Source organism: Streptomyces sp. NPDC050856 (assembly GCF_040653855.1).
Taxonomy (GTDB): Bacteria; Actinomycetota; Actinomycetes; order Streptomycetales; family Streptomycetaceae; genus Streptomyces.
On record NZ_JBFAGV010000046.1, the window covers coordinates 1 to 12,828 of the forward strand.

Sequence of the window (12,828 nt, forward strand, 5' to 3'; positions counted from 1 at the left end):
CCTCCGTGCGGTGTGTTCCTAGACAGCTCCACCACATCGGAGGTCTTCGCCATGATCAAGCCCCGCGACTGTCAACAACGCTCGTGATCAATACACCTAGGGGGTGTCTCGCCGATCTTGCCGGGCTCGCGTCACCCGGTGCCTGAACCGGCCTGATCGACGAGACAGCGCCGAGGGCACGACCCGGCGAACGGCACGGCCACGGCCCCGGGCGACGATCGCGCCCGGGGCCGTGGCCGCCGTGTCAGGGGAGGAGCCGGCTCAGAAGAGCCGCAGCTTGTCGTCCTCGATGCCGCGCAGCGCGTTGTAGTCCAGGACCACGCAGCCGATGCCCCGGTCGGTGGCCAGCACCCGCGCCTGCGGCTTGATCTCCTGGGCCGCGAAGACGCCCCTGACCGGTGCGAGGTGGGGGTCGCGGTTCAGCAGCTCCAGGTAGCGGGTGAGCTGCTCCACGCCGTCGATCTCGCCGCGCCGCTTGATCTCCACGGCCACGGTCCCGCCGGCGGAGTCCCGGCACAGGATGTCCACCGGCCCGATGGCCGTCGGGTACTCGCGGCGGATCAGCGTGTATCCGTCGCCCAGTGTCTCGATCCGGTCGGCGAGCAGCTCCTGGAGGTGCGCTTCCACGCCGTCCTTGATGAGGCCCGGGTCCACTCCGAGCTCGTGCGACGAGTCGTGGAGGATCTCCTCCATGGTGATGATCAGCTTCTCGCCCGCCTTGTTGACGACCGTCCAGACGCTGCCATCACCCTCCTTCAGGGTGCACGGCGGCGACATCCAGTTGAGGGGCTTGTACGCCCGGTCGTCCGCGTGGACGGAGACGCTGCCGTCTGCCTTGACCAGGATCAGACGGGGAGCGGAGGGCAGGTGGGCGGTGAGCCGGCCCGCGTAGTCCACGGAACAGCGGGCGATGACGAGACGCATGGTCCGCAACGCTACTCGACACACCCGCTTCCGCGCGATTCAGGCCGTAACACCCCTTCACCCGTGGCCGGTTGTCCCTCAATGACCTGGTGCGGTCCGGACAGCGCGCTTACCGTGGAAGCGGGAGGTTGCCGCTCGTGCACTCAGCGTGTACGGGGACGTCCTCCGACCCTGCCCGTAAGGCCCCTGTCCCAGGGGCCGCGAGAGGAGAACCCATGTCGCTCGACGTCTCACCGGCGCTGTTGGAACAGGCCGAGCGAGGCGAGGTCGACGAAGCCGACTTCGTCGACTGCGTCCGGACCTCCCTGCCCTACGCGTGGGAGATGATCAGTTCCCTGGTGGACGAGTTGCAGGCGAAGGGCGGTCCGTTCGCCGACAACCAGACCCCGCCGCCGAGCGAGTACGAGCGCGGCCAGCTGCTGCGCGCGCTCGCGAGTGACGCGATCCGGGGGGCGCTCCAGCGGCACTTCGGTGTCCGTCTGGCCTTCCAGAACTGCCACCGCGTCGCGGTGTTCCCGCTGGACTCCTCGGTCGACGAGCGGCTGGGCCGCTTCACCTCCGTCCGGGCCCAGCTGCTGAACCAGTCGCCCGTACTGCGCGACTGCTGACGGCTCGTGCTGCCGCTCCGCACCGCTGGAGGTGCGACGGGTCCGGAGCGGCAGCACCGCCCGCGCGGCCGGTGCCGGGCACGCGGGTCAGACCAGCAGCGGCAGCACCTCGGAGCCCAGCCGCCGTACGTTCTCCTCGGTGGCCGCGACCTCGCCGGAGCCCTCGGCCAGCAGCGCGAAGCGGGTGATGCCGGTCCGCTCGGCGGTCGCCGCCAGCCGGTCCGCCGCCGTCCGGGGCGTACCCACCGGGTGCAGCCGGCACAGCAGCTCGGTGTACGCCACGGCGTCGCGCATCGGCCGGTGCCGCCCGTCGACCGTCACATGGGCCTCCAACCCCCGCCTGAGCCAGCCCGGCACCGCCTTCACCAGCGTCTCCGCGGCGTCCGCCGTGCGGTCGGCGATCTGCGCCAGCCCCGCCGACACATGGCCCGCGGCGATCCGCGCCACCGTGTCGGGCGAGTGGCCGGCGGCCAGCGCCTCGGTGCGCCACAGCGCGACCATCCCGGCCTTCTCCTCGTCGCCGCAGTGCATCCCGAGCAGCATCGGCAGCCCGCGCTCGGCGGCCAGCCGCACACTGCGCGGTGAGGTGCACGCGAGGACCGTCTCGGGGGCCGGGTCGCCGTCGATCAGCTCGTCCGGCCTGGGCACCACCGGCACCTCACGGAACCGGTACCGCTCGCCGTCCGCCGCCACCCGGGGCTCGCGCAGCCACCGCAGCAGCAGGTCCAGCGCCTCGGGGAAGTCCTTCTCGTACGCCTCCAGACCGGAGCCGAAGACCTCCAGGTCCACCCATGGCCCGCCCCGCCCCACCCCCAGGCTGAACCGCCCCCCGGACGTGAGGTGCAGCAGCGCCGCCTGCTCGCCCAGCGCCACCGGGTGGGTGGTCGTCAGCACGCTCACCGCGGTGCCGACCCGGATGCGGCTGGTCCGGCCGAGCACCAGCGCGGCCAGCGTCACGGCCGAGGGACACACGCCGTACGGCATGAAGTGGTGCTCGGCCAGCCAGACCGAGTCCAGTCCGCACTCCTCGGCGACCTCGGCGGACCGCACCGCCCGGTGCAGTGTCTCGGCATGTCCCTGGCCGGGAAACTGAGCGGCCAGTACAAAAGTTCCCACACGCATCGCCTGTTGCCTCCTAGACGGCCGACGCGGCTCCCCTCACCGGCAACAACGTCCGACACGTGCCAAAGGCAACGGCACCCCGCGAAGTTGTTGCGATTTTCCGGTAACTGCTCCGAGTGGTTCGGGTGCCCCCGGGCCCGGCCCGTAGGCTGAACGCCGAACATGTCCGCGCGCCCCCGTGAGGTGTCCCGTGTCCCCGCGCCGCAACCGCCCCCGTGGCGGCGAGAAGCCGACCGAGCGCGCCGGGGAGGCGGAGGGGCGGTACGGCGGCCTCCAGCGCACCGAGTCCTGGCAGGGCGAGCCGTGGTCGGTACGGAACGTGGCGGGCGCCGGCGCCGCCGGCAAGCGGTACCGCTGCCCCGGCTGCGACCAGGAGATCCCCCCGGGCCTGGCGCACGTGGTGGCCTGGCCGGAGTTCGGCGGGGTGGAGGACCGGCGCCACTGGCACAAGGCCTGCTGGAACGCCAAGGACCGCCGCACCACGCGGGTGCAGCGGTCCCGCAACGCGCCTCGGTACTAGCGGCCCGTCACACGTCGCGCTTGTTCAGCACCAGGAACGCCCCGGCCAGCGCCACCCCGGCGACACCCAGCGTGATCCACACCGGCTCCCAGCCGGACGGCCCGGACGGCGAGACCTCGGTGCCGTAGAGCGTGATGAGCTGGCTGGGGACGGAGTACGTCAGCAGCGCGTCGCGCACGTCCTGGAGCCACTCCGCGTACATGAACATCGCCATCACGATCGGCAGCAGCACCACGGCGATCATGAGGGTGATCGCGCCGGCCGAGTGCCGCAGCAGCGCGCCGACGGCGAGCGACAGCAGCCCGAGCGCGGCGACGTACAGGCCCACGCCCACCGTCGCGCGGAACCAGTCCGCACCGCTCGCCTCGCCCCCGTCCACCATGCCGTCCTGCACCACGGCGACCAGCGCGGCCACCACCGTGGTGAGCACGAAGACCAGCAGGAAGAAGACGATCGCCTTGGCGGTGAGCACCCGCACCCGGCTGGGGCACGCCGTCAGCGTGGTACGGATCATGCCGGTGCCGTACTCCGAGGTGATCGTCAGCACGCCCAGCGTGATGACGCAGATCGATCCCAGCAGCACACCGTAGAAGCCCAGGCCCAGCACGGGCTCGCCACCGAGGTCGACATCGGCGGCGGCGACGGCGACGGCGCTGAGCACACCGATGCCCACCATGAGCAGGATCATCACGCCGAGCGTCCACAGCGTGGAGCGCACCGACCGGATCTTGGTCCACTCGGAGGCGAGCGCGTCCCCGAGGTGGGCGCGGCGGTCCGGGATCGGCGAGGTGTACGTGTACGCGGGCTGCTGCTGGTGGGGAGCGGGCGGGGTGGTCATCGGGCGTCCTCGGAGTCGCTCTTGTTCAGGTCGGCGGGCGGTGCGGCGGGCGGCGCGGCCGGCCCGGCGGGCATCGCGGCCGCCGGCGGGGCCGCGGGCCCGCCCGGGGCGTGCGCGTAGGGGTTCTGGCCGGGCGGCGGCGGGGCGTACCAGCCCTGCTGCGGCACCTCGGGCACGGCCTGCGGCGGCGCGTACCCGCCCATCGGCTGCTGCTGCATCAGCCCGGAGCGCTGGTCGGCGGTCGAGCGGTAGTCCACGGCGCCCTGCGTCATCCGCATGTACGCCTCCTCCAGCGACGCCTGGTGCGGGGACAGCTCCCACAGCCGTACGTCCGCCTCGTGCGCCAGGTCGCTGATCCGGGGCAGCGGCAGGCCGGTCACCCGCAGCGCGCCGTCCGGCTCGGACATCACCTGGCCGCCCGCCTCGCCCAGCGCGGCCATCAGCTTCTCCCGCTGCTGCGGCTCGGTCCGCGGGGTGCGCACCCGGGCGAAGTCGGCCGAGTTCGCCGAGATGAAGTCCTTGACGCTCATGTCCGCCAGGAGCTGCCCCCGGCCGATCACGATCAGGTGCTCGGCGGTCAGCGCCATCTCGCTCATCAGGTGCGAGGAGACGAAGACCGTGCGGCCCTCGGCGGCCAGCGACTTCATCAGGTTGCGGACCCAGAGGATGCCCTCCGGGTCCAGGCCGTTGACCGGCTCGTCGAAGAGCAGCACCCGCGGGTCACCCAGCAGCGCGGCGGCGATGCCGAGCCGCTGGCCCATGCCCAGCGAGAACCCCTTGGACCGCTTCTTGGCCACGTCCTGGAGTCCGACCACCCCGAGCACCTCGTCCACCCGGCGGGCGGGGATCCCGGCGAGCTGCGCCAGCGACAGCAGGTGGTTGCGCGCGCTGCGGCCGCCGTGCACGGCCTTGGCGTCGAGCAGCGCCCCGACCTGGCGGGGGGCGTTCGGCAGCTGCCGGAAGGGATGGCCGCCGATGGTCACATGGCCCGAAGTGGGCTGGTCAAGGCCCAGGATCATGCGCATGGTCGTCGACTTCCCGGAGCCGTTGGGCCCCAGGAACCCGGTGACGGTACCCGGGCGCACCTGGAAGGAAAGGTTGTACACGGCCGTCTTGGCGCCATAGCGCTTCGTCAGGCCGACTGCCTCGATCATGCTCTCCAGCCCCATCGACAGGTCACTTCGCGTCGGGGCGGCGCCACTGCGGCCCTCACCCCCCGTAGGAGGTAAGAGGGTATCGAGACATTGACGGTTCCACCCATGCCGCAGAACTCCGCCGCCCTCCGCGGCGACGGCCGGGACCGCGCCCGCCGGGCGGTGTGCTCAGGCGTCCCGGCGCCTGAGCACCGCGTATCCGCCGGCCAGGGCCGCCGCCACCCACAGCAGCATGATCCCCATACCGCCCCACGGGCCGTAGGGGTCCGTGCCGCTGTTCATCGCACCCGGCACCACCTGCATGATCGCCGAACCGGCCTGGTCCGGGAAGTACCGGGCCACCTCCCTGGCCTTCGGCACCGCCGACAGGATCTGCGAGATCAGGAAGAAGAACGGCACCAGGATGCCCAGCGACAGCACCGTGGAGCGCAGCATCGCCGCCACGCCCATCGAGAAGACGGCGATCAGGCCCATGTAGAGGCCGCCGCCGATCACCGCGCGCAGCACGTTGTCCGCGCCGATGCCAGTGGCGTGCTCGCCCAGCAGCGCCTGGCCCAGGAAGAACGACAGGAAGCTGGTCGCCAGCCCCACGACCAGGGCCAGCGCCCCGGCCACCAGGATCTTGGCGAAGAGGAACGTCGCGCGCCGCGGCACGGCGGCCAGCGAGGCGCGGATCATCCCGGAGCTGTACTCGGTGCCGACCACCAGCACACCGAAGACCACCATCGCGAGCTGCCCGAGCACCATCCCGGAGAAACTGATCAGCGTGGGGTCGAAGGTGGCCCGCTCCAGCGGCGGCAGATCGTCGAAGGTCGCCCTGGTCAGCGCGCAGAGCGCGGCGCTCAGCGCGACGGTGACCACCAGCGCGCTGGCCAGCGTCCAGACCGTCGAGGAGACCGTACGGATCTTGGTCCACTCGGACCGCAGCACCGCGGTCGTGGATGTCATCGGTTCAGACCCCCCTCGACGCGTCGGCGCCCCACCCGGGAGCGGCCGTGCCATGGGCGTGGTACTCGACCGACGCGGCGGTCATCCGCATGAACGCCTCCTCCAGCGAGGCGCGCTGCGCGCTCAGCTCGTGCAGCACCACCCCGTGGCGGGCGGCCAGTTCGCCGACCTCCTCGGTGGTCGCGCCGTCGACCTCCAGCGCCCCGTCGTCCGCCTCGGTCACCTTCGCGCCGCCCCGGTGCAGCGCGTCGCGCAACTGCTCCCGCTGCGGCGAGCGCAGCCGCACGTAACTCCGGGAGTTGGCATGGATGAAATCGGCCATCGAGGTGTCCGCGAGCAACCGCCCCTGCCCGATGACGATCAAGTGATCCGCCGTCAGTGCCATTTCGCTCATCAGGTGACTGGAAACGAAGATCGTCCGCCCCTCGGCGGCCAGCGCCTTCATGAGATTGCGGATCCAGTGAATTCCCTCGGGGTCCAGACCATTGACGGGTTCGTCGAACATGAGGATCTGCGGGTCGCCCAGCAGCGCGGCGGCGATTCCCAGCCGCTGGCCCATCCCCATCGAGAAACCCTTCGGTTTCTTCTTCGCCACGGCGGACAGCCCCACAAGATCGAGAACTTCGGCGACCCGGCGCTCGGGAATGCGATTGGACTGGGCCAGGCACCGCAGGTTGTTGTACGCGGTGCGGCCGCCGTGCATGGCCTTGGCCTCCAGCAGCGCGCCGATGTACTTCATCGGCTCCGGCAGGTCCCGGTAGTGCTTGCCGTCGATCCGCACCGTACCGCTGGTCGGGATGTCCAGATCGAGCATCATGCGCATCGTGGTCGACTTGCCCGCCCCGTTGGGGCCGAGGAAACCCGTCACCACTCCCGGCCTGACCTGGAAGGAGAGGTGGTCGACCGCCGTCTTCGTACCGAAACGTTTCGTTAGACCCTCTAGCTCGATCACCCGACCACGCTACGGGTACGCGAAGCCCTCCGCCACCGGAATGACGGAGGGCTGTCCGGCTCGGTGCGCCCTAGCGGGTCTGCTGGGCCGGGACGCCGCGCGTCACCGGCTCGTCCTCCACCGGGGTGCCGGCCGCGGCCACCGCCGCGCCGGTCAGAGTGGCCAGCATCTCCCGGACGTTGGTCAGCTGCGCGTTGATGGAGTCGCGGCGGTTCGTCAGCGCCGCCAGCTCGCGCTCCGATTCGCTGCGGATGCGGTCCGCCTTGGCATTGGCGTCGGCCACGATGTCCTCGGCCTGCCGCTGCGCGGTCTCCACCGTCTGGCGGGCCCGGCGCTCGGCGTCCGTACGGAGCTTCTCGGCCTCCAGGCGCAGCTGCTCGGCCCGGTGCTCGATCTCCGCCAGCCGCTTCTCCGCCTTGGCCTGACGCGACGCCAGGTCGCGCTCGGACTGCTCGCGCCGCTTGGCCAGGTTCGTCTCGAAGTCGGCGGCGGCCTGCGCGGCCTTGGCGCGCGTCTCCTCGAACAGCGCGTCGGCCTCCTCGCGCTTCGACTGCGCGTCCTTCTGCGCCTCGGCACGCAGCGTGTTGGCCTCGCCCTGCGCCTTCTCGACGATCCGGACGCCCTCGTCCTCGGCCTTCGTCCGGCGCTCGGCGGCGAACGACTCGGCGTCGTTGCGCACCTGCTGGGCCGCCGACTCGGCGAGCTCACGGTGCTGCTCGGCGGCCCGGCGGGCCTCCTCGCGCAGGTCCTTGGCCTCCTCCTCGGCGAGGCGGAGGATCTTCTCGACACGGGCACCGAGCCCGGCGTACGACGGCTCGGCGTCGCTGACCTGGGCCTGGGCGTTCTGCGTCTCGAGGTGCAGCTCCTCGATTCGCTTTTCCAGAGAGGTGATTCGGGCCAGAGCACTGTCACGGTCGGCGACGAGCTTGGAAATGCGGTCGTCCACCTGACCGCGGTCGTAACCACGCCGCACGAGCTCGAAGCCGAAGGGGGAGGAAGTGTCGCTCATGGGGTTCCTGTCGAATGAGACCGGTGAGGTGATAGGGGGAATCCTAGGGGCCGGAGCGGCGTGTCATCGAGCGGATGCTTGTTCAATCTGGAGAATGTCCAGCCTTTTGAGTGGCTTACCCGTCGGTTGACTTGCCACCGGAACGGGTAACCCCCGCCGCCGCGGCTGCCTTGACCCCGCCGCCCTCCTTGGTACCCCCCGCGGGCGCTTCGAAAGATTCCAACGCCTCCAGAACATCCTGGACACGGGAGATCTCCACCTGGATGTCCTCGCGCCTGCGCACCAGCACGTCCAGTTCGCGCTGCGCCTCGGAAAGCGTCTCCTCCGCCGTCCGCTCGGCATCGGCCTTGATCCGCTCCGCCTCGCGGCCCAGTTCCGCCTTCTTCTGCTCGGCCTCCTTGAGCAGCCCCTCCGCCTTCTTCACCGCCGCGATACGGACCTTGCTCGCCTCCGAGTTGGCGTCCGCCAGCAGCTTCTCCGCCTTCGCCTCGGCGTCCGCCCGCTGCTCGGTGGCGGCCTTCACCAGCTTGTCCACGCGCTCGCCGGCGGACTTCATCTGCTCGGCGCTCTCGCGGCGGGCCCGCTCGTGCAGCTCCTCGATCTCCGACTCGGTGCGCGCCCGCAGCTCCTCCATCCGCTCCCTTATGGCGTTGGCGTCGCTACGCGCGCCGACCAGCAGCTCGTCGGCGTCCGTACGGGCCTTCTCCACCAGCGCGTTGCCCTCGATGGTCGCCTCGGAGACGATCCGGTCGGCCTCCTTGCGGGCCGCGCCCACCATCGTGTCGGCCTGCGACTCCGCCTCGGCGGTGGCGCGCAGCGCCTCCTCCCGCGCCTTCGCGATGAGCTGGTCGGCCTGCTCGGCCGCGTCGGCGCGGCGCTTGGCCGCCGCCTCGCGGGCCTCGTCCACCAGCCGGTCGGCCTCCTCGCGCGCCTCGGCGCGCATCCGCTCCGCGGCGGCCTCCGTCCGGGCACGGTGCCGCTCGGCCTCCGTGCGGACGCGCTCCGCCGCCGCCTGGGCGGATCCCACCGTCTCGGCCGCCTCGGCCCGCAGCCGCTCGGCCTCCTCCAGCGCCTCGGTCCGCACCCGGTCGGCCTCGGCCGCCGCCTCCGCGGCCATCCGCTCCGCCTCGCCGGTCGCCTCGGCGATGAGCTGGTCGGCCTGGGAGGCGGCGTCGCCGCGCCGCTTGTCGGCGGCCTTGCGGGCCTCGTCCAGTACCTGCTCGCCGTCCGCCCGGGCGGCCGCCCGCAGCCGCTCGGCCTCCGCCTCGCCGTCCGCCTTGACCTGTTCGGCCTCGGCACGCAGCCGGGCCGCGTCCTGCTCGGCCGTGGCCAGCGCCTCGGCGGCCTCGGCGGCCATCCGCTCCGCCTCGCCCGTCGCCTCGCCGACCAGCCGGTCCGCCTGCGCGGCGGCCTCCGAGCGGATGCGGTTGGCGTCCTCGCGGGCGTCCGCGCGGGTGCGCGCCGCGTCCTGCTCGGCCGACGCCAGCGAGTCCGATGCCTCGGTCCGTACCCGCTGGGCGTACTCGGCGGTGTCCTTCTTCAGCCGTTCCGACTCGCTGATCGCGTCGGCCATCGTCCGCTCGGCGAGCGCCTTGGCGGCCTCCGCCTCCTCGTGCGCGCGGCCACGGATCCGGGCGGCGTCCTCCGAGGCCCGCTCCCGCTCCTCGTAGGCGTCGGCGCGGACCCGGTCCGCCTCCTCCTGCGCCTCGTCGCGGGTGCGCCCGGCGGAGTGCTCGGCCGCCGAGCGCAGCCCGGCGATCTCCTCCTCGGCCTGCTCCTGGAGCCCGGCGACCGAGTCCCGCACCGCCTGGGCGGTCTGTTCGGCGGCCGACACCATCTCGGTGGCCCGCCGGTCCGCCTCCTCCACCAGGCGCTGCGCCTCGGCCTGCGCCTCCTCGACCCGCTTGCGGGCGGAGGCCAGCAGCTCCTCGCTCTGCTCCCTGGCCCGCTCGCGCTCCTGGTCGGCCTCGCCACGGGCGGCGCCCAGGGTCTCCTCGGCCTCACGCCGGCGCCGGTTGGCCTCCTCCTGCGCGGCGGCCAGCTCCTCGGCGGCCTCTGCGGCCACCCGCTCGGCCGCGGCGGCGGCCTCGGCCCGCACCCGGTCGGCGGTCTCCTGGGCCTCCGTCCTGAGCCGCTCCGCCTCGGCGGCGGCCTCCGAGTGCAGCCGTACCGCGGCGCCCTCCGCCTCCGCGCGGGCCGCCGAGGCGTCCGCTGCGGCCTCGGTGCGCAGCCGCTCGGCCTCCCGCTCGGCCTGCTCCTGGAGGGAGCGCAGCCGCTCGGCGGCCTCGGCGCGCAGCCGCCCGGTCTCCTCGGCGGCCTCGCGGCGCAGCCGCTCGCCCTCCGCGCGGGCGTCCGTGAGGGCCTGCTCGGCGGCGGTCAGCCGGGCCTCGGCCTCGCCGTGCAGTCGGGCCAGCTCCTCGGCGGCCTCCGCCTGCCGGGCCGCGACACCCCGCTCGGTCTCCTCGCGCAGCGCGGCGGCGGCCCGCTCGGCGGCGGTCCTGACCGACTCGGCCTGCTCCTCGGCCTCGGCGCGCAACTGCTCGGCCTCGGCACGGGTGCGCTCCAGCGTCTCCTCGGCCTGGGCGCGCAGGGAGGCCGCCCGCTCCAGCGCCTCGGCGCGGACCCGCTCGCTCTCGGCCGTCGCGGCCGTGCGCAGCTCGTCGGCGTCCGACTTCGCCTTGGTCAGCAGCTCCTCGGCGGTCTTGGCCGCCTCCTCGATCTGCTGGACCGCCTCGCGCCGCGCCTCGCCGCGGATCCGCTCGCCCTCGGCGATCGCCTCCGCCCGCAGCTGCTCGGCCTCGCCGCGCAGCCGGCGCGCCTCCTCCTGGAGCTCGACGGTCTTGGCGCGGTACTCCTTGGTGTCGTCCTTGGCGGCGCCCTTGAGCTGCTCGGCCGTGTCGTGGGCCTCGCCGCGCAGCCGGTCCGCCTCGGCCTCCGCCTCGCGGCGGATCCGCTCGGCCTCCTCGGTCGCCTTGCGGGTGGTCTCCCGGGCGTCGTCCGACGCCTTGGACAGCACCTCCTCGGCGGTGCGGGCTGCCTTGGCCAGCTGTGCCGCCGAGTCCTCGGCCGCCGCGGTACGCGCCTTCTCGGTGGCCTCGGCGAGCAGGTTCTCCGCCGCCGTACGGGCGTCGGCGAGCGCCTGCTCGGCCTCCGCCCTGAGGCGCTCGGCCTCCTTGGTGGCCTCGCCGACCAGCCTGGCGATCTCCGCCTTGGCGGTACGGGTGCGCTGTTCGGTCTCCGACTCGGCGCTGGTGAGCCGCTTGGCCGCGGCCTCCTTGGCCTCCGCCAGGACCTTGTCGGCCTGGGCACGCGCCTCGCGCAGCCGCTCCTCGGCCTCGGTCATCCGCTGCTCGGCGGCCCGGCTCAGCTCGACGGCCTGCTGACGTGCCTGCTCGGATTCGGCGGTGGTGGTGCTGCGCAGCCGCTCGGCGTGGCTGGTGGCCTCCTGCGCCTGGGTGGAGGCGGCGTTCAGCAGCCGTTCGGCGTCCTTGCGGGCCCGCAGCAGGATCCCCTCGGCCTCCGCGCGGGCCGCCTCGGTCTCGCCGCTCAGCCGGCGGCGGGCCTCCTCGGCGAGCCGGGCGGCCTCGGCACGGGCGGCGGCCAGCGCCTGCTCGGCCTCCGCGCGGGACTCCTCCATCAGGCGGCGGGCCTGCGCCTCGGTACGGGCCCGCAGCTGCTCGGCCCACGCCACGTTCTCGTTGACGTGCGCCTCGACGGTCTGCCGGCGCTCGGCCAGCTCCTGGTCCAGACGCTGGCGGCGCTGCACCGCCTCGGCGTGCAACTCGGCCTGCAGGCGCGCCTGGTGCTCGGCGTGCTCCTGGAGGATGCGCTGGGTCTGCGCCCGCGCCTCGCGCAGCTCGCGCTCGGCGTCGGAGCGCAACTGGTCGGCCTGGACCTGGGCGTTGCGGAGCAACTGCTCGGCCTGATAGCCCATGTCGGCGCTGTCGTACGCCGGTCGCGACGCGATGGTGCGGCGCGCCTCGTGGAGCTTGGCGCGCAAGACCTCGACCTGGTAACCGAGGTCCTCGGCGTGCTGGACGGCCTTCTCCCGCTCGGTCTTCAGCCGGTCCATCTCGGCCTCGAACCGCGAAAGGTGGTCGTCAGCCCGGTGGCTCTCCTGGCGTTCGTAGCCCCGCACTGCGCGGTCCCATCCGTCCCCTGGTCGCAACTCTCCTGGCACGGGCACCGTTCGCAGGCGAACGGCCCCCCGGGGAATGGTGTCAGATCAAGGACGGGCACATGGCGCGGCCCCGACCCGGCCCCGGCCCGGAGCCGCCACTCTACCGGGCCGGGATTCGGAGGTCAGTGCTCCGCTGAGGACGGGTCAGCGGAGGTGACGAGTTCGGTGAGCACACCGTGGCAGTCCTTGGGGTGCAGGAACGTGATCCGCGACCCCATCGAGCCGATGCGCGGCTCGTCGTAGAGCACCCGTACGCCCTTCTCCCGGATCGCGGCGGCGTCGCCGTCGACGTCCGCCGTGCCGAAGGCGATGTGGTGGACGCCCTCGCCGTTCTTGGCCAGCCACTTCCCGACCGCCGAGTCCTCGCGGGTGGGCTCCAGGAGCTGGAGGTAGGAGGCGCCGCCGTCCGACGTCTCGTTGATCTTGAGCATGGCCTCCCGGACGCCCTGCTCCTCGTTGATCTCGGTGTGGAACACCTCGAAGCCGTACGTGGCACGGTAGAAGTCGACAGTCCTGTCGAGGTCGAAACAGGCGATCCCGATGTGGTCGATTCGCGTCAGCATGGGACCAGTG

General features: G+C 72.8%; 11 protein-coding genes. 2 read left to right on the top strand and 9 right to left on the bottom strand.

All coding sequences use genetic code 11. The annotated features are described in order from the left end of the window. Positions 1-261: 261 nt before the first annotated feature. Positions 262-924, bottom strand: coding sequence for an endonuclease NucS (gene nucS, locus AB0H53_RS27510; RefSeq protein WP_362118847.1), 663 nt, complete (start codon positions 922-924; stop codon positions 262-264). A 215-nt stretch (positions 925-1,139) separates the two neighbouring features. On the opposite strand from nucS, the gene AB0H53_RS27515 reads away from it, so the two are divergent. Continuing rightward, on the top strand, positions 1,140-1,532 hold the full coding sequence (locus AB0H53_RS27515) for an SCO5389 family protein (RefSeq protein WP_362118850.1): 393 nt from the start codon (positions 1,140-1,142) through the stop codon (positions 1,530-1,532). 87 nt (positions 1,533-1,619) lie between these two features. Here the strand turns inward: AB0H53_RS27515 and AB0H53_RS27520 are convergent, their stop codons facing one another. Beyond that, positions 1,620-2,654 (bottom strand): LLM class flavin-dependent oxidoreductase, encoded by a 1,035-nt coding sequence (locus AB0H53_RS27520; protein ID WP_362118853.1) that lies wholly within the window; start codon positions 2,652-2,654, stop codon positions 1,620-1,622. 190 nt (positions 2,655-2,844) lie between these two features. Between AB0H53_RS27520 and AB0H53_RS27525 the strand changes: the two genes are divergently transcribed. Then, positions 2,845-3,174: an ATP/GTP-binding protein gene (locus AB0H53_RS27525; RefSeq protein ID WP_362118856.1), complete on the top strand. Its 330-nt coding sequence runs from the start codon at positions 2,845-2,847 to the stop codon at positions 3,172-3,174. A 7-nt stretch (positions 3,175-3,181) separates the two neighbouring features. On the opposite strand, the gene AB0H53_RS27530 is transcribed toward AB0H53_RS27525, so the two are convergent. The 7 genes from AB0H53_RS27530 to mce all read right to left on the bottom strand — a co-directional run bounded on the left by AB0H53_RS27530 (position 3,182) and on the right by mce (position 12,818). Then, the gene (locus tag AB0H53_RS27530) at positions 3,182-4,012 is read right to left on the bottom strand and encodes an ABC transporter permease subunit (protein ID WP_362118859.1); all 831 of its coding nucleotides are present in this window, start codon (positions 4,010-4,012) and stop codon (positions 3,182-3,184) included. Beyond that, the gene (locus tag AB0H53_RS27535; protein ID WP_362118936.1) at positions 4,009-5,166 is read right to left on the bottom strand and encodes an ATP-binding cassette domain-containing protein; all 1,158 of its coding nucleotides are present in this window, start codon (positions 5,164-5,166) and stop codon (positions 4,009-4,011) included. The genes AB0H53_RS27530 and AB0H53_RS27535 overlap by 4 nt, the downstream gene beginning before the upstream one ends. Before the next feature lie 168 nt (positions 5,167-5,334). Further along, on the bottom strand, positions 5,335-6,114 hold the full coding sequence (locus AB0H53_RS27540; protein ID WP_362118862.1) for an ABC transporter permease: 780 nt from the start codon (positions 6,112-6,114) through the stop codon (positions 5,335-5,337). Between the two features lie 4 nt (positions 6,115-6,118). Further along, entirely contained in the window at positions 6,119-7,066 is a 948-nt protein-coding gene (locus AB0H53_RS27545; protein WP_362118865.1) for an ABC transporter ATP-binding protein, read from the bottom strand. A gap of 70 nt (positions 7,067-7,136) precedes the next feature. Further along, positions 7,137-8,075 (bottom strand): cellulose-binding protein, encoded by a 939-nt coding sequence (locus AB0H53_RS27550; RefSeq protein ID WP_362118868.1) that lies wholly within the window; start codon positions 8,073-8,075, stop codon positions 7,137-7,139. 115 nt (positions 8,076-8,190) lie between these two features. Continuing rightward, a complete protein-coding gene (gene scy, locus AB0H53_RS27555) occupies positions 8,191-12,213 on the bottom strand; it encodes a polarized growth protein Scy (RefSeq protein WP_362118871.1) in 4,023 nt (1,340 codons plus the stop codon). A 164-nt stretch (positions 12,214-12,377) separates the two neighbouring features. Continuing rightward, positions 12,378-12,818, bottom strand: coding sequence for a methylmalonyl-CoA epimerase (mce, locus tag AB0H53_RS27560; RefSeq protein ID WP_362118874.1), 441 nt, complete (start codon positions 12,816-12,818; stop codon positions 12,378-12,380). Between the last annotated feature and the right edge of the window lie 10 nt (positions 12,819-12,828).